The organism is Salinisphaera orenii subsp. orenii MK-B5 (assembly GCF_003788635.1).
In the GTDB taxonomy this organism is placed as follows: Bacteria; Pseudomonadota; Gammaproteobacteria; order Nevskiales; family Salinisphaeraceae; genus Salinisphaera; species Salinisphaera orenii.
The window spans coordinates 317,072-333,430 of record NZ_AYKH01000001.1; the positions used below are offsets into that span (position 1 = coordinate 317,072).

Sequence of the window (16,359 nt, forward strand, 5' to 3'; positions counted from 1 at the left end):
TCCGACGGGCGTTGCCCCATTGAAGCGCACGCCACGGGCCGGAAGACGCTGCGTCGCTCCCTAGCCTGTCGAATTCACGACGCCGCCGAAACCATAGCAGGCCCAACGGGTTAAGTTCGCCTACGGCCGCTGAATCGACCGTTTCGCGACCGCATCGACCCGCCGCGGCGCCGATCTTGCGCGTCCTGCCATCCGTCAACGACCCGCGTTCACCCGGCAACCGCCGCTCAGGCCGCTCGACCACGATGCAGCCGGCTGCCTTCGATTGCTGCGACGACGGCAGTCGTTGCCGTATCTCCGCGCTTTCCCGGATTTACCCGGCGCATCGCTCTGCTACCTTCAGGCGCTCATTTTTTCAGACCGGAGCCGACGATGCTTCGCATTGCCCCGTTCAAATCCGACGCCGAGCACGTGATCCCGATGGAACTCGAGGGCGAGGTCACCTCGCAGGATTTCGCCAACGTGCTGTCGGTCGTCGAGCAGCGTCTCGAAGACCACGACACGCTGCGGCTCTACATCGAGATCCACTCGCTGGGCGGCATGTCGGCCTCCGCGCTGTTCAATGAGTTGAAAGACGCGATCAAGCGCTGGGACCGTTTCGACAAGCTCGCCGTGGTCACCGACGTGGAAGGCGTCCGCACCGCGACCACGGTGATGGACAAACTCGCGCCGCGCATGGAATGCGAGACCTTTCGCTTCACCGCGCGCGAAGAGGCGCGCCAGTGGGTGATCTGACCGGGCCCGATGGCCGGACGGCCGTCGCGGCCTGACGAATCCGCGCGGCCGGCCGGCTGCGACCGACGACCGCCGAAGATGCGCAGGCCTGCCGGCCGGCAGGCGACAGCTCGCTACGCTCGACGGCCTGGACGGGCGCAATCCGTGGCGTCGGCCCGGGCGGATGCCGTCTTTCGTTCTGCCGAGCGCGGCGGCGCGTCACGCACGGCACCGGCCGGCACCGCATCCGCGGAGCGGCCGCCGCGCTAGCAGTTCTCCCGAGGCACGAACGGTGTTGCCGGGCCCACGCTCGTCACCGTCAGCCGGTGCATCGCACGCGTGCAGGCGACATAGAGCAGCTTCCGGTCCATGGCGGTGTGATAAGTACGTTCGTCGGCGCCGGGGACGATGACCTCGTCGAACTCCAGTCCCTTGGCCATGTGCGCGGTGCAGATCACGATGCCGAGGCCGAAGGACTGGGTCTCTTCGGTGAGCAGCTGGGCGGTGATCTCCGCAGCCGCCAGCGTATCGAACACGCGGCGCGCCTGCTTCTGCGTCTTGCACACGATACCCAGGGTGTTGCGGGCCGAGGCCTTGAACGCGCGTGCCATGGCCACCAGCCCGGCACGCTCGTCGGCCGCTCGTCGATGCTCGATCACGCGCGGCGCTTCGCCGTGGCGCTCGATCGCTTCGAGATCGGGATTCGGCGAAATCGCCTGGGCGAATCGGGTGATCTCGTAGCTGGAGCGATAGCTCTTGTTGAGCGTCACGACGACCGCCTGCCTGAACGCCTGCTTGATCTCGTCGGCCTTCGATGCGCTGTAGGGGTTGATCGACTGACTGACATCGCCGAGCACGGTCTTCTTGCAGTTGAACAGTTTCTCCAGAACGGCGTACTGCACCGGCGTGTAATCCTGCATCTCGTCGACCAGCAGGTGCTTGACACGCCGGTACGGCGAACGCACCGACTCCAGCTTGAGCTTGAGATAGATCAGCGGGAAGACGTCGGCGTACTCGAGCCGGCCGCGGCTGGCCGTGCGGAACAGCTCCGGCTCGCCCAGCCAGTCGTAGAACTGGCGGTACGTCTTGCGCAGGCTGGTCTCGTTGAGCATGCCCTTGACCGCGGTGCGCAGCGCGCGCCGGTCCTCCACGGTGAGATCGTAGTTGTACTGGATGCCGATCTTCTGCTCGGCCTCGCGCACCACCTGTCGGATGCGCTCGCGGCTGCCCATCGCCCGATGCTTGTGGAAGATCTCGTCCAGCAGCCAGGCCGGCACCAGCCGCCGCGCGATCCATACATCCTCGGCGACGAAACGGTTGCGCTCGACGTGGGCGGCATAGCGATCCAGCTGCTTGAGGAACGCCGGGGACGCCTTGCGCTCGATGCGCTCGCGCATGGCGTCGTCGTTGCGCTCCAGCAGCGCGCCCGTCTGCTCGAAGAACGACTGGAAGCGATACGCGCCTTCCAGCAATGCCTCGGCCAGATCCTCCATGCGGATCTCGTTGACCGATTCCTCGCCGAGTTCGGGCAGCACGTTGGCGATGTAGTCCGCGAACACCCGGTTGGGCGAGATGATCAGAATGTCCTCGGAGGACAGCGTGTCCTTGAAGCGATACAGCAGGAAGGCGATGCGGTGCAGCGCGATCGACGTCTTGCCGGACCCGGCCACGCCCTGAATGATCAGTACCGGCGCCTGCTCGTCGCGGATGATGGCGTTCTGGTCGCGCTGAATGGTCGCGACGATGTTCTTCATGCCCTCGTCGGACGTCCGCCCCAGCTCGTCCTGCAGGACCTCGTCGACCACGTTCACGGCGCTGTCGATCATCAGTTCGATGCGCCCCTGCTTGATGCGGAACTGGCGCTTGAGCCGTATATCGCCCGCGATCGTGCCCTGCGGCGCCTCGTAGCGGGCCGGACCCGTTTCATAGTCGTAGAACAGCGTCGCGATCGGCGCCCGCCAGTCATAGACGCGCGTGCGCCGCGTGTGCTCGTCGTGGAAATGATGGATGCCGACGTACACCGGCTCGGCCGTCTCGGACCCGTTCACCGCGAAGTCGAAGCGTCCGAAATACGGCGAACGACGCAGCTTTTCCAGGCGCTTTTGATGCTCCAGCAGCTTGTCCGCCGTCATCACGGCCTGGTCGATGGACTCGCGCGAATTGACCTTCTCCACGTGATCCATTTCGGCGCGGTTCTGCCACAGATACGTCTTCTGCTCCTGAACGTCGCGGGCATAACGCTGGAGGCGGTCCTCGGCGTTGCGCAGCGCGCGCTGCAGGCAGGATTCGATATCGGCGAGGTGCGCCTCTTCTTCGGCGCGCGGGTCGTCGTCGCGGGTGTTGCGGGCGGTCATCGAAGGCATGTCAAACGGATATGGATCGTGCGCGCACGCGGCGCGCGGCGTCGATGCGCCAGGCCGTGGCCGGCGTGCATCGCCTGCGAAGACAGACGACGCCGGCGTGGACACGAAGCCGTGCGGCATCGTGCGGCCGTCGATTCGCCCCGGCACGCACGCGGCAAGCACGGTCGCCGCCCGGCGACCGCTGCAATTCGGCAGGAGCGCGACAGTCTGCCGCGCGGATCCGCCCGGGCGCAAACCGCATCGCCACCCGCCGCTGCGGCCGACCGCCCTTTGAAACACGTCCAGGGCGTTGTCATCGTCGTCGACAGATCACAATGCACGAGTTTTCGTATGACCCAGCAGACCCTCAACGGCGTCGTCGTCGAATGCATCACCGGGGACATCGCCCGCCAGGCGGACATGCAGTGCGTGGTCAACGCCGCCAACGCCGAACTGCGCATCGGCGGCGGCGTGGCCGGCGCCCTGCATCGCGCCGCCGGGCCGGGCCTGGAGGCCGAATGCGAGCCGTTGGCGCCGATCGCGCCGGGCGAGGCCGTGATCACCGGCGCACACGCGCTGCCCAACGACCATGTGATCCATTGCCTCGGGCCGGTCTACGGCATCGACGAGCCATCCGACGCCCTGCTGGCTGCCTGTCACCGGCGCGCGCTGGAACTCGCCGAGCAGCACCGCATCGCCCGCATCGCCCTGCCCGCCATCTCAACCGGCGCGTTCGGCTATCCGCTCGAGGCGGCCGCGGACGAGGCGCTGCGCACGACCGCCGAATCCACCCGCGCCCTCGATGCGGTCGAACACATCCGTTTCGTGCTCTTCGGCGCGCGGGAACAGGCGGTCTACGCGCGAAGCCTGGCCCGTTACGCGGCCTGACCGGCATCGCTGCCGCAGGGCCGCCGTGCGGACTACCGTCCCGGCTTGACCGAACGGCTATCCTGTAGCGTACGAACAGCCGGCGGGCCCCTCGTGGTGGCGGTCCGCGCCCCTCGGCTACCGTCTCAATCCGATGCCCCGCGCCCCGCGTTCAGCCGTGCGACGGATGGATCGCCGGGCCACAGCGAACACGCCATGGACGATGCACCTCACCCGACGGCCCTAGCGTCCATGCGCCGTGTGATCGTCTTCGGCTTTCTCGCCACCTTCGTGTCGAGTTTCGGCCAGACCTTCTTCCTCGGCCTGTTCAGCCCGCAGTTCCAGGCGGCCGCCGGCATCGGCAGCACCCGCGTCAGCCTGCTCTACGGGGTCGCCACGCTGGCCAGCGGCAGCCTGCTGTTCTGGCTCGGCGGCGCCATGGACCGGCTGCCGCTGCGCCGGGCGATCGTCATCACGCTGCTCCTGTTCGTCACCGGCAGTCTCCTCGCGGCCGGCGTGCAGGGCAGCCTCGTTCTGCTGGCCGCATTCTTTCTGCTGCGGATCGGTGGCCAAGGCCTGCTCACCCAGCTCGCCGTGGTCTCGGCCGCCCGCAACGGCGGGCGCCGACGCGGTGCCGTGATCGCCTGGGCGTCCATGGGGGTCATCCTCGGCGAGGCGATCCTGCCCGCCGGCGTGATCGCGGCCCTGGATAGCATCGACTGGCGGGCGCTCTGGCTGGGTATCGCGACCGTGCTGGTCGTCCTGGTCGGGCCCGCGCTCTGGTGGCTGCAGCACGGCATCCACTGGCAGGAGCGGGCGCCGACCGCCGACCCGTCGTCGGCGCCGGCCCTACGACGTCGTACACTACTGCGAACGCCGGCATTCTGGGCCGGCGCGGCGATCCTGCTCCTGCCGCCCTTCATGGCCACGGGCTTTCTGTTCGAACAGAGCAGCATCGCCGCGCTCAAGGACTGGCCGGCCGGAGCCATCGGCGCCGCGTTCACGGTCTTCGCCGTCCTGCGTGCGCTGGGCACCTGGATCTACGGCCGAGCGACCGACCGATTCGGCGCCGCCCGCATGGCCCGTCTGCACCTGATCCCCATGGCGCTCTCGTTCGCGTCACTCGCGCTGCCGCTCGGCCCCGGTTCGATCTGGATCGCCTTCGCCGGCATCGGCTTCACCAACGGCGCCAATTCGGTGCTCGGCGGCGCGCTCTGGGCGGACCTGTTCGGCACCGCGGCCGTCGGCACCGTACGCGGGGTCTTCACCGCGGCGATGGTGATCGCGAGCGCGCTCGCACCGATCACCGTCGCCGGCGTGCTCTCGCTCGGGCTGGGCGCGGGCGGCCTCGGCCTGCTGTTCGCCGCCTGCGCGCTGGCGGTCCCCCTGCTGGCCGCCCCCTGGCTGGACCCGCGCAAAGACCCTGCGACGCGATAGCCGGCCGTCGCTCGCCGGGCATACCGGCCATGCCGGACTCGCCCGGCCGCGACGGTCACCCCGCCAGGCCGGCATGGCCTGCCGACGCCGGGCCCCGCCGACACCGCTACGGGGACGCCGCCAACGTCCGAATCACGCCCGGCGATACTCCTCCGCCAGAGCGTCGTCGACGGGCGACGTGAACCGACTCACGAGCACGAACACCGCGATGTTGCAAAGCAGGCCGATGAAGCCGGCGTTCATGTCCCAGGGCGTGGCGTCGGCCACGATCTGGTAGTAGTAGTTCACGCCGATGCCCACGACCAGCCCGCTGATCGCGCCGGCGGCCGTGCCGCGCTTCCAGATCAGCGCGCCGTAGACCGCGGGCACGAACTGGGCGATCGAGCCGTAGGCGCCAACCAGCAGCGCGATGATCCCGGCGGCGCCGAAGATGGACAGCCAGTAGGCCGCCGCGCCGATGCCCACCACCGCCAGACGCATGATCCAGATCTGGGCGCGCTCGGACAGCCCGGGCATCAGCGCCCCGCAGATATCGCGGCCGAACGAGACCGAGCCGCCGTGGGTTATTGCATCGGAGGAAGACATTGCGGCTGCCAACGAGCCGGCGCCGATCAGGCCGTAGAGCCAACCGCTCGCGCCGAGCTCGTTGGTGATCAGATAGGGCAGCAGCTCGTCCGAACTGCCGAGCGCGTCCGGCGCGACCACGCCGATGCCGGCGAAACCGACGAACAGCACGGGCACCAGAAAGATACCGAACAGCGGAAACGCGAGCGTGGTCAGCTTGATGCGTTTCTCCGTCGTGGTATACGACTTGGTGAACAGATGCGGCCACATGAGAAAACCGAGCGCCGAGACCGCGATGACGGTGAAGAACGCCATCGACGACATCGGCGAACCGTCGCGGCCGATGGTCAGGAAATCGGGCCGCTCGCTCGCGATCGCGCTGAACATGTCCGAGGGTCCGCCGTGCAGCGTGTACACGAGATAGAAACCGACCGCCCACGCCACGATCAGCATCAGCGCGCCCTGCAGCACGTCGCTCCAGGCCGCGCCGCGCACGCCCGAACTGGCGACGTAGACGACCACGATGCCGTAGGCCAGCAGCGCGCCGAACCAGTACGGGATCGCGCCTTCGGTGAGGATGCTGAAGATGAAGGCCATGCCCTTGATCTGGAGCGTGAGGTACTGGATGAAGGCGAGCACCGAGATCACGCCGATCAGTACCGTGAGCGCCCGCGAACGATAGCGATCGCCCACGAACTCGCCGAGGGTGACGAAGTTCTTGCGCGCACCGATACGCCCGACCTTGGGCCCCAGCACGTACCAGGGCAGGATGCCGAGCGCGAGATAGGCCGGCACGAAATAGGCCGCCGCGCCCTCGGAGAACGCCATGCCGGGCCCGCCGAGAAAGGCGAAGGCGCTGAACACCGTGCCGCCCATCATGAACCAGACCACGATGAAGCCCAGACCGCGATCGGCGACCGCGTACTCCGATACCGACCAGAACGACCGTTTGCGACCGGCGAGCAGCCCCAGCGCGAAGGCCAGCGCCAGATAGACCAGCATCGCGCCGAGCGCGAACATCCAGTTGCTCATGAATCACCCCCGCGCCCGTGTTCGAACAGATAGAAGCCCAGCACGGCGAGAAAGGCGCCCGCCTCGACCAGCACGATCCAGAACAGGTTGAACGGCAGGCCGAGCACCAGCGGCTCGACCCGGTCGGCGAAGGTGAACACCGGCACCGTCATCAGCGTCAGCGCCGCGATCAGGAAAACGATATAGGCGCGGGTGGCGTTCCGGCGCCCGTGGGATGGTTTCATCTCGACCCCCGGTGGTGGCTGGATGCGTTCAGGCGGACTCGGCCAGCGCCCGGCGCGCCAGCTGCACGAACAGCGTGATACCCGGCGCCATGATCCGGTCGTTGAAGTCGTAGGCCGGATGGTGCAGTCCGTGGGTGTGCTCGGCGTCGCCCGAGCCCACGTGGATATAGGCGCCCGGGCAGACGTCCAGCATGTAGGAGAAATCCTCACCGCCCATGCACGGCGGATAATCCGGTGCCAGCGCGGCCTCGCCGAAACCGGATTCGATCACGGCGCGGGCGGTCGCGGTCGGGCCCGGGTGGTTGTAGGTGATGCTGAACTTGTCCTCGATCGACAGATCGATGCGGGCGCCGTGGATGGTTTCGAGACCGTGGCACAGGGCGCGCAGGCGCTCGCGCAGCGTATTGCGGGTGGTCTCGTCGAGCGCCCGCAGCGTACCGGAGAGCCGCGCGGTGTCCGGGATCACGGCGAAACCGGCGAGGTCTCCGGCCTGGACCGAGCACAGGCTCAGCACCGCGGGCGCCAGCGGGTCGATATCGCGGCCCACGATCGCGTGTGCCTGGGTGATCAGCTCGCCGGCGATGCGTACCGGATCGATACAGCCGTGCGGATTCAGCCCACCGTGGCCGCCCCGGCCGTGGATGGCGATATCCACGCGGTCGCCCCCGGCCATGATCGGGCCTTCGATGAGACCGAACTGCCCGACGGGCAACGCCGGCCAGTTGTGCAGCGCATACACCGCATCCATCGGGAAACGCTCGAACAGCCCGTCCGCGATCATCGCGCGCGCACCGCCCACGCCCTCCTCCGCCGGCTGGAAGATGAAGTACACGGTCCCGGCGAAATCGCGGTTCGCCGCGAAGTGCTCGACCGCGCCGAGGAGCATGCTCGTGTGGCCGTCGTGCCCGCAGGCGTGCATGCGACCGGCCACCTCGGAAGCGTGGGCGACGCCGCTGGTCTCATGGATGGGCAGCGCATCCATGTCGGCGCGCAGGCCGATCCGGCGGCCCTCGCCCCGATCGCCGCATATCCAGGCGACGATGCCGGTGACCCCGATGCCGCACTCGCACGCCACGCCCAGCTGCTGCAGATGACGAAACACCCGATCGGCGGTCGCCCGCTCCTCGAACCCGAGTTCGGGGTTCCGGTGCAGCGCATGGCGCAGATCCACAAGGTGTGTCGGCGCCTCATCGAGCATAACGATCCCGTTCGTGCCGTCGTTCATACAAGCCTTGTCTATCGGCAAGTTAGCAAAGACCGGACGCCGATTCAGCAGCGGTGCCGCCCCGACATCGCGAGCCGGACGTCAGCGGACGAACTTGTCCGCCTCGGCCGGATCCATGCCCAGGCGTTCGTAATGGGCGCGCACGTTCGCCAGCTTGGTGAAGACGTCCTCGTAGCCCAGCGCCTTGCCGTAGGGGTCGACGTAGGTATAGCCACCGGTCACGTGGAAGAGCGTCACCATCTCCGCGGCCTCCTCGGGCACCACCAGCGTGTGCGTCTCACCCGGCGGCTCGAAGGCGTAGTCGTTCGCCCGGGCGACCCAGTCATGCTCCAGATAATGCCAGGCACCGCGGAGGGTGAAGGCGTGGACCGGGCCGGTGTGGCGATGACGCGAGAGCACGCCCGCCTTGTGCACCCAGAGAATATTGACGTAGAAGCCCTGACTCACCGACAGGACGAGCGGCTTGAACCAGACGTTCTCGTCCTGGACGACCCAGTCCGGATCGTCCGTGCCGATGGACTCGGGCAGGTCGAGCGCCCCGCCCATATAGACGTCCGGCACCATGCCCGTGGGCTGCGGCAGCTGGTAGGCCACCGCGCTGCGATCGCGATCATCCGACATCGCTGTCTCCTATTGTGTTCTTGAACGAAGGGTTCGGTTTCAGGTCATGTACAGGCCGCCGGCCACGTCGATCGTCTGGCCGGTGACGAAACTCGCCTGTTCGGAGGTCAGATAGGCGGCGAGGTCCGCGACCTCCTCGGGCCGGCCGAGCCGCCCGAGCGGCGTCATTCCGATCTGTTCGTCGTTGATCGAGGCGTCCACGCCGAGCACCATCGGCGTTTCGATACGCCCCGGCGCCATGGCGTTCACCCGGATGTTGAACGGACCGAGTTCAGCCGCGACGTGACGGGTTAAACCGATGATGGCGGCCTTGGTGGCGGCGTAGTGGCAGCCGACGATGGGCGAATAGGCGCGTCCGGCCACCGACGACATGTTGACGATGCAGCCGAAGCCGCGTTCGCGCATGCCGGGGCTGAGCAGGCGCACCGTGTTGAACGTGCCCGTGAGGTTCACATCCAGCACCGCGCGCCACTCCTCGGGCGCCATCTCCCACGGCTTGTGTGCACGGCCGTCGTGTTTGGGCGAGATGCCCGCGTTGTTGACCACGCTGTCGAAGGCGCCGAGTATCGTTTCGGCCTCGGCCACGCGCGCGGCCAGCGCCTCGTAGTCGGATACATCGACGGCCAGCGCCGTGGCCGCGCCGCGGTCGCGTTCCTCGATCTCGGCGACGACCCGCCGCGCATTCTCGCCGGACCAGTCGGCCACGCCCACCCGCGCGCCGCGATCGGCCAGGCCGATGGCGATGGCGCGCCCGATCCCGGCACCGGCACCCGTCACGAGAATGGAACGCCCCGCGTGGCTGCGTTCCGGCATCTTCGTTGGATCCGTCTGTCGTGTCTCGGCCATGCTAGATCCCCAGATAGGCTCGGCGCACATGGTCGTTGCCGAGCAGTGCATCGGCCGTATCGGCCATGGTGACGCGGCCGTTTTCCAGCACGTAGCCGCGATCCGCCGCCTTGAGCGTCTGATAGACGTTCTGCTCGACGATCAGCACCGTGGTACCGGTACGCGCGATGCGCTCGATGACCTCGAACACCTGGGCGACGATGATCGGCGCCAGGCCGAGCGACGGTTCGTCGAACATGAGCAGGCGGGGCCGCGCCATCATGCCGCGGCCGATCGCCACCATCTGCTGCTCGCCACCCGACAGCGACTCGGCGCGCTGGTCGAGCCGTTCGCCGATCCGGGGGAACATGGCGACGACTTCCTCCAGACGCTGCTTCAGGCCCTCCTGGGCTCCGCGCCGGTACGCGCCCATCTGCAGGTTCTCGCGAACGGTCATGTCCGGAAACAGCTGCCGCGCCTCGGGGATCATGGTGATGCCGAGGTCCACGATGTCGTGCGACGCCATGCCGGCGATGTTCTGCCCCTCGAAGCGGATTTCGCCCCGGTTCGGGGTGACCAGTCCGGAGATCGTGCGCAGGGTCGTGGTCTTGCCGGCGCCGTTGCCGCCCACGATCGTGACGACCTCGCCCTCCTCGACCGAGAGATCGACGTCTTCGAGAACATTGATGGCGCCGTACCCGGCGCTCACGTTATTGAGCTGCAGCATCGACCGACTCCTTTCCGAGATAGGCTTCGATCACCGCCTCCTGGCGCACGACGTCCTCCGGCGCGCCCTCGGCAATGACTTCGCCGGAATTGATCACGATCACGCGGTCGGACAGCGACATGATCGCCTGCATGACGTGCTCGATCGCGATGATGCTCACGCCGCTGTCGCGAATCGCCCGGACGAGCTCGATCGCCTCCTGAAGATCGGCGCGGTTGATCCCGGCCATCACCTCGTCGAGCAGCAGCACGCGCGGCTCCATGGCCATCACGCGGGCGATCTCCAGCCGCTTCAGTCCCCCGATCGGCAGACCGCGCGCCTCGTCGTCGAGATAGCGCGCCAGGCCCATGCGGTGGGCGATCTCGCGCGCCGAGCGACGCGCATCCGCCACCGCGGGATGCCGATGGAAGGCACCGACCATGATGTTCTCCTCCACCGTCATCGCGGCAAAGGGCTGCACGATCTGGAAGGTCCGCCCGAGCTGAAGGCGAGCGAAATCCCCGGGGCTGGCCGGCGAATGGAAATGCCCGTCAGCGCCGCGGATCGACACCCGGCCGCTATCCGGCTTGAGAAAGCCCGACAGCATGTTGAACACCGTGGTCTTGCCGGCCCCGTTCGGACCGATCACGCCGAGCACCTCGCCTTTGCGGAGCGTCAGCGAGACGTCGTTGGTCACGTGCAGCCCGCCGAAGTGCTTGTCCAGATGTTCGGCCTGCAGCACGACATCGCCGATCGGCGCGCGCTGGGCCTGCGTGCGGCTCGGCGCCGATGTCGTTGCACCTGCGCCGTCATCGTCACGCGCGGCCGGCCCCGCCCCGAAGAAACGTGAGAGCACGCTCATCAGCCCGTCGGGCATGAACAGCACGGCGATCACGAGCACGCTGCCGTAGACGAAGCCGTGGAGTCCCACCGCTTCCGCACCGAGCCAGCCGCGGGCCAGTTCGGTGACCGGAACCAGCAGGATCGTGCCGACCAACGGCCCGAAGACCGTGCCGATGCCGCCGATCAGCGCGAACATCGCGATCTGGATCGAGAACGTCAGCGAGAACACCGAACCCGGTTCGATGAAGGTCAGATACATCGCGTGGAACGTGCCGAGCATCGCGGTCAGCGCCGCCGATATGGCCACCGCGAGCAGCCGCATCTTGACGGTGCCGATGCCGGCGCTGCGGGCAGCCGACTCGCGCTCGCGCGTGGCCACGAGATAGAAACCCCAGCGGTGCTGGCGCAGGCCCCAGGCCACGAGCAGCGTGAGCAGCATCAGCCCGAAGGCGATGATCAGCGACGGCAGGCGATCCTGGAAGATCATCCACATCCAGCCGGTTTCCAGCGGCACCATCATGCCGGTGGCGCCGCCGGTCACGCCGCTGAAATGGAGCGCGAGCACGCGAAACACCTCGAGAAAGGCGATCGAGGCCAGCGCGAAGAACGGGCCGTGCAGCCGGAAACAGGGATAGCTTATGGCCACGGCGACCACCGCTGCCACGCCGCCCCCGGCGAACATGCCGAGCCACGGCGTCACGCCGGCGTTCACCAGCATCATGCCGACGTAGGCGCCGATGCCGTAGAAGGCCGCGTGGCCCAGCGACAGCTGGCCGGCGTAACCGCCGACGATGTTCCAGGCCGTGGACAGGCCCGCGAAAATGCAGATCGTGATGAAGATGTGATAGACGAATGCGTCGTCGATGACGACCGGCAGCACGAACAGCGCGGCGAGCACGCCGGCGAGCGCGACCGGCGCACGCCATCCGTCACGGTTACGAGGCAGAGACAACGTAGAAGTACTCATGATCGGCCACTCACGGGGAGACGTGGGAAAGATTGCGCCGGGCGCCGAACAGGCCGGACGGCCGGAAGATCAGCACCAGCAGGAAGATGCCGAAGACCGCGACTTCCTTGAGGTCCGAGCCGAGGTAGTAGCCGGCGAACGCGTCCACCAGCCCGATCACCAGCGCCGCGATGAATGCGCCGGTGATGCTGCCGAGACCGCCCATGACGACCACCACGAAGGCGATCAGCACGAAGTAGGTCCCGATGGTCGGCGACGCCGGATACAGGGGCGCCACCAGCGTCGCCGCCACGCCCACGCAGGCCGCGCCGAGACCGAACGTCAGCACATAGACCCGCGAGACGTTGATGCCCATGAGCCGGGCCGCGGCACGGTTCTGGGCGGTCGCACGAATCGCCCGCCCCGGACGGGTGCGCGTCAGCAGCAGATGCAGCACGACCACGAGCACGATGGAGCTGAAGAAGATCACCAGCTGCCCGGTGAGCACGCCGACCGTGCCGACCCCGACGCTGTGGCGCAGCCCAGACGACGGCGTGTTGGCGATATCCGCCCCGAAGATCAGCAGCGCCAGATTGATGAGCGCGATCGACAGACCGACGGTCGCGAAGATCTGGACGTGTTCGTCCGAATTGCGCAGCCGCTCGATCACGAGCTTCTGTGTGAGCGCGCCCATCACGAACAGCGCCGGTACCGCCAGCAGCACGCTGGCATACGGATGCACGCCGAGCTGCGTCGTAACGAGATAGACGATATACATCCCCACCATCAGGAACTCGCCGTGCGCGAAGTTGATGACGCGAGTGATGCCGAATATCAGCGTGAGCCCCACGCTGATCATGGCGTACAGCCCCCCGAGCATCAGCCCGTTGGCCGTTATCTGCAGAACGATTTCCATGATCGACCCCGAAAAGGAGCCGGAGCCTGCGCACAGGCTCCGGCGAATGACGCTAGTCTTGGAGTTTCAGCTCGGAGACTGCGGCCTCTTCCGGGAACACGGTCACCAGTTCACCGTCCTGCCACTGCATGCCCATCATCTTGGCGCGGGTGTTCTGGTTGTTCTCGCCGAACTTCACCCCGTAACCGGCAGCGGTCTCGCCCATGGGGATATCGATGGCATCCACCGCCTCGCGGATTTCGTCCGGTCCGAATCCGTCGGCGTCGTCGATGGCGTGCAGCAGAGCCATCGCGCCGGCGTAGTTGTTCAGCGAATGACCCGACCGCGGGGCGCTGTCGTACTTCGCCTTGTAGTCCTCGACGAACTCCTTCACGCCCGGAGCGAACTCGGGATTGACGTTGTACTGCGTGAAGTCGGCATCGAGAACGCCGTCGATGACGTCCTCACCGACCGCCTCGGCCGTGGGCTCCATGGAGTAGCCACCCCCGCCGCCGATGATCGCCTTCGGATCGTAGTTCTCCTCGTCGGCCTGACGCAGGAACAGCACCGAGTCGTTCTGATAGGAGGTCTGCAGAACGACATCCACGTTTTCTTCCTTCAGCAGGAGCACGATCGACGACATGTCGACGGTCGAGGCCGGGTAGGCCTGTTCGGCGACGACGTTGAGGCCGGCTTCTTCGGCGTACTTGTTCTCGAACTCGGCGACGGAGCTGCCGTAACTCGAATCCTCGTGAATGATCCCGATGCGCAGCTCGCTCGGATCCATGCCGAGCTCAGGCGCGACCGACTCCACGATCATGTCGACGATGGTTCGCGCCATGTCCTTGGCGGTCGGATTCGTGCGGTACAGATAGCCCAGATCGCGGCTGGTCACCTTCTCCGCGACCGCGCCCAGCTCGAAATAGGGAATCCGGCTGAGCTCGGCGACCTGGCTGGCCGCGATCGAGCGCGAGGAGGAGTAGGTTCCGAAGATCGCCTTGACGCCCTCGCGCGCGATCAGCCGGCGTGCTTCACCGATCGCCTGATTGTTATCGACGGCATCACCCTGGACGAGTTTCACCTGCTCGCCCTGCACGCCGCCTTCGCTGTTGATCTGTTCGACGGCGAGTTCGAGCCCGCGCGCGCTCTCCTCGCCGAGCAGCGCCAGCTGGCCGCTGAACGGGTACAGCGCGCCGAACTTCACCTCGGCGTGGGCTGCACCCGCCCCGGCGCCCAGGGCGAGCGCGCTGGTCAGGCCGATCGCGGCGTATCGGAACATGGATCGTGATTTCGACATGGTCATCTCCTCATTTTCTCGGGAACGTGCCGCCTTCAGGCGGGCGGCTACAGCGGTTGATCAGATCGGCAGATCGAGGTTCGGGCTGTCCTTGAAGCTGGTGATCGGCGGATAGGCGCGCTCGTCGGTCACGACGTCGATGACCGTCACGGCCGTCGACGCCAGCCCCTGCTCGAGCGCAGCGCGATAGTCGGCCGGGTCCTCCACGCGTATGCCTTCACAGCCGCAGGCCCGCGCGATCGCGGCATGGTCGACCGCCGTGAACTCGCAGACATCGGTGTAATCGCCGTGCAGCACCTGCTCGGAGTGCTTCTGATAGCCCAGGATCTGGTTGTTCAGCACCGTGATCGTGATCGGCAGCCCCATGCGCCGTGCGGTTTCGAGCTCCGCCCAGACGTGGGCGAAGCCGCCGTCACCGGTCAGACAGAACACGGGCGCCTCCGGCCGGGCCGCCTTGGCGCCGAGCGCGAACGGAACGCCCCAGCCCAGACCGGCGAGCCCACGCGGCGTGACGAAGCGGCTGCCCGCCCTGCGGGAGGTCAGGAAGTTGGCGACCCAGATCGAGGCATAGCTGGCATCCGCGACGACCAGCGTCTCGGGCGTCAGCACGGCGTCGAGATCCCGCATGAGGCGCTCGGGCCGGATCGGCCGGGCCTCCATGTCCACCAGCGATGCCAGATCGCTGCTCCACGCCGCCCGGGCCTCGCCGATGCGGGTCTCCAGCTGTTCGCGGGCCTGCTCGCGGACGGACAGATCGGCCGCGGCGAGCCCGCGGTTCAGCGCCTGCAGGGTCAGGCGGGCGTCGCCGACCAGGCGCAGGGCTTCGTAGTTGCGCCCGACTTCCTGCGCGTCGATATCCAGATGAATATAACGGGCATTGTCCGGATACAGCGACCAGCTGTCGGTCCCGTTCTGGTTCGTGCGATTGCCGATCAGCAGAATGACGTCGGCTTCCGTCACCAGCGAACGCAGCGGCGCGGTGCGGCCGCGCTTGCCCATGAAATAGCCGACCACGCCGACCGACAACGGGTGCTGTTCATCGACCGCGCCCTTGCCCATGGCTGTCGTGGCGACGGGGAAGCCGAGCGCCTGCAGCTCGGCCAGCGCGTCACAGGCCTTCGAGCCGTGCACGCCGCCGCCGGCGATGATCAGCGGGCGTTGCGCGCCGGCGAGCAGGTCGACGGCTTCGCTGACGCGATCCGGATCGGCCACGCTCCGATCCAGCGGATAGGTGCCGAGATCGGCCTGCCGCGCCCTGGCGGGCCCGGGGAGTTCGTCGTCGAGTACGTCCACGGGTACCAGCAGCACGGCCGGGCCGCCGCGCCCGGAGGCGGCCGCGGTGAACGCCATGTCGACATAGTCGTCGATGCGCTCGGCCTGATTGACACGCCGCACCCACTTGCTGACGCCCTTGAACAGCTCGAGGTGGTCCAGTTCCTGGAATGCGTTGCGGTCGGTGTTGGACCGCGCGACGTCCTGGACGATGGCCACCATCGGCGTCGATGCGGTCAACGCCTCGCCCAGGCCGGCCACCAGCAGCGTGGCCGCCGGCCCGTTCTGCGCGGAGACCACCGACACGCGCCCGGACACCCGGGCATAGGCGTCCGCCATCGCCGCTCCGGCGTTCTCAGTGCGATACCCGATCTGGCGGATGCCGTAGTCGGGCCCGGCGAGAAAGAGCTTCGACGGAATGCTCTGACCGAATATCTCCGTGACGCCGTGGCGTGCCAATGCCGCCGCCAGGCGCTGGGCCCCCGTTTTCGTGTTCGACTCGTTCCGGCTCGACGCACCTGTATCCATTCTCGATCTCCTCTTTTTTCG

Annotated in this window: 14 protein-coding genes; 3 read left to right on the forward strand and 11 right to left on the reverse strand. The window is 67.4% G+C overall.

Annotated elements, in window-relative coordinates; genetic code table 11:
- The first annotated feature begins 372 nt into the window (after nt 1–372).
- A complete protein-coding gene (locus SAOR_RS01525) occupies nt 373–735 on the forward strand; it encodes a SpoIIAA family protein (protein WP_123629898.1) in 363 nt (120 codons plus the stop codon).
- 245 nt (nt 736–980) lie between these two features.
- Here the strand turns inward: SAOR_RS01525 and SAOR_RS01530 are convergent, their stop codons facing one another.
- The gene (locus tag SAOR_RS01530) at nt 981–3,068 is read right to left on the reverse strand and encodes a HelD family protein (RefSeq protein WP_123629899.1); all 2,088 of its coding nucleotides are present in this window, start codon (nt 3,066–3,068) and stop codon (nt 981–983) included.
- Nucleotides 3,069–3,407: 339 nt separating this feature from the next.
- Here SAOR_RS01530 and SAOR_RS01535 point away from each other — a divergent pair, with 339 nt between their 5' ends.
- Nucleotides 3,408–3,944, forward strand: a complete 537-nt coding sequence (locus SAOR_RS01535; RefSeq protein WP_123629900.1) for a macro domain-containing protein — start codon at nt 3,408–3,410, stop codon at nt 3,942–3,944.
- Between the two features lie 231 nt (nt 3,945–4,175).
- The gene (locus tag SAOR_RS01540; protein WP_185015507.1) at nt 4,176–5,360 is read left to right on the forward strand and encodes an MFS transporter; all 1,185 of its coding nucleotides are present in this window, start codon (nt 4,176–4,178) and stop codon (nt 5,358–5,360) included.
- A gap of 132 nt (nt 5,361–5,492) precedes the next feature.
- Here the strand turns inward: SAOR_RS01540 and SAOR_RS01545 are convergent, their stop codons facing one another.
- From SAOR_RS01545 to SAOR_RS01590, 10 genes are all read right to left on the reverse strand, one after another.
- Complete coding sequence (locus tag SAOR_RS01545; protein WP_123629902.1) at nt 5,493–6,956, reverse strand: sodium:solute symporter family protein; 1,464 nt, start codon at nt 6,954–6,956, stop codon at nt 5,493–5,495.
- Nucleotides 6,953–7,180: a hypothetical protein gene (locus SAOR_RS01550; RefSeq protein ID WP_123629903.1), complete on the reverse strand. Its 228-nt coding sequence runs from the start codon at nt 7,178–7,180 to the stop codon at nt 6,953–6,955. The genes SAOR_RS01545 and SAOR_RS01550 overlap by 4 nt, the downstream gene beginning before the upstream one ends.
- A gap of 28 nt (nt 7,181–7,208) precedes the next feature.
- The gene (locus SAOR_RS01555) at nt 7,209–8,351 is read right to left on the reverse strand and encodes an amidohydrolase (protein ID WP_245965365.1); all 1,143 of its coding nucleotides are present in this window, start codon (nt 8,349–8,351) and stop codon (nt 7,209–7,211) included.
- Between the two features lie 135 nt (nt 8,352–8,486).
- Complete coding sequence (locus SAOR_RS01560; RefSeq protein WP_221179834.1) at nt 8,487–9,026, reverse strand: 2,4'-dihydroxyacetophenone dioxygenase family protein; 540 nt, start codon at nt 9,024–9,026, stop codon at nt 8,487–8,489.
- Between the two features lie 39 nt (nt 9,027–9,065).
- Nucleotides 9,066–9,872 (reverse strand): 3-oxoacyl-ACP reductase FabG, encoded by an 807-nt coding sequence (fabG, locus tag SAOR_RS01565; RefSeq protein WP_123629904.1) that lies wholly within the window; start codon nt 9,870–9,872, stop codon nt 9,066–9,068.
- Nucleotide 9,873: 1 nt separating this feature from the next.
- The gene (locus SAOR_RS01570; RefSeq protein WP_123629905.1) at nt 9,874–10,578 is read right to left on the reverse strand and encodes an ABC transporter ATP-binding protein; all 705 of its coding nucleotides are present in this window, start codon (nt 10,576–10,578) and stop codon (nt 9,874–9,876) included.
- Nucleotides 10,562–12,367: a branched-chain amino acid ABC transporter ATP-binding protein/permease gene (locus SAOR_RS01575; RefSeq protein ID WP_123629906.1), complete on the reverse strand. Its 1,806-nt coding sequence runs from the start codon at nt 12,365–12,367 to the stop codon at nt 10,562–10,564. Before SAOR_RS01575 ends, SAOR_RS01570 begins: the two co-directional genes overlap by 17 nt.
- Before the next feature lie 10 nt (nt 12,368–12,377).
- Complete coding sequence (locus SAOR_RS01580) at nt 12,378–13,262, reverse strand: branched-chain amino acid ABC transporter permease (RefSeq protein ID WP_123629907.1); 885 nt, start codon at nt 13,260–13,262, stop codon at nt 12,378–12,380.
- A gap of 52 nt (nt 13,263–13,314) precedes the next feature.
- Nucleotides 13,315–14,520: an ABC transporter substrate-binding protein gene (locus SAOR_RS01585; protein ID WP_123629977.1), complete on the reverse strand. Its 1,206-nt coding sequence runs from the start codon at nt 14,518–14,520 to the stop codon at nt 13,315–13,317.
- A gap of 78 nt (nt 14,521–14,598) precedes the next feature.
- Nucleotides 14,599–16,338: an acetolactate synthase catalytic subunit gene (locus SAOR_RS01590; RefSeq protein ID WP_123629908.1), complete on the reverse strand. Its 1,740-nt coding sequence runs from the start codon at nt 16,336–16,338 to the stop codon at nt 14,599–14,601.
- Nucleotides 16,339–16,359 lie beyond the last annotated feature (21 nt).

Coding starts and splice junctions, on each gene's coding strand:
- SAOR_RS01525 (WP_123629898.1), top strand. CDS start 373: ATGCTTCGCATTGCCCCGTTCAAATCCGACGCCGAGCACGTGATCCCG.
- SAOR_RS01530 (WP_123629899.1), bottom strand. CDS start 3,068: ATGACCGCCCGCAACACCCGCGACGACGACCCGCGCGCCGAAGAAGAG.
- SAOR_RS01535 (WP_123629900.1), top strand. CDS start 3,408: ATGACCCAGCAGACCCTCAACGGCGTCGTCGTCGAATGCATCACCGGG.
- SAOR_RS01540 (WP_185015507.1), top strand. CDS start 4,176: ATGCGCCGTGTGATCGTCTTCGGCTTTCTCGCCACCTTCGTGTCGAGT.
- SAOR_RS01545 (WP_123629902.1), bottom strand. CDS start 6,956: ATGAGCAACTGGATGTTCGCGCTCGGCGCGATGCTGGTCTATCTGGCG.
- SAOR_RS01550 (WP_123629903.1), bottom strand. CDS start 7,180: ATGAAACCATCCCACGGGCGCCGGAACGCCACCCGCGCCTATATCGTT.
- SAOR_RS01560 (WP_221179834.1), bottom strand. CDS start 9,026: ATGTCGGATGATCGCGATCGCAGCGCGGTGGCCTACCAGCTGCCGCAG.
- fabG (WP_123629904.1), bottom strand. CDS start 9,872: ATGGCCGAGACACGACAGACGGATCCAACGAAGATGCCGGAACGCAGC.
- SAOR_RS01570 (WP_123629905.1), bottom strand. CDS start 10,578: ATGCTGCAGCTCAATAACGTGAGCGCCGGGTACGGCGCCATCAATGTT.
- SAOR_RS01575 (WP_123629906.1), bottom strand. CDS start 12,367: ATGAGTACTTCTACGTTGTCTCTGCCTCGTAACCGTGACGGATGGCGT.
- SAOR_RS01580 (WP_123629907.1), bottom strand. CDS start 13,262: ATGGAAATCGTTCTGCAGATAACGGCCAACGGGCTGATGCTCGGGGGG.
- SAOR_RS01585 (WP_123629977.1), bottom strand. CDS start 14,520: ATGTTCCGATACGCCGCGATCGGCCTGACCAGCGCGCTCGCCCTGGGC.
- SAOR_RS01590 (WP_123629908.1), bottom strand. CDS start 16,338: ATGGATACAGGTGCGTCGAGCCGGAACGAGTCGAACACGAAAACGGGG.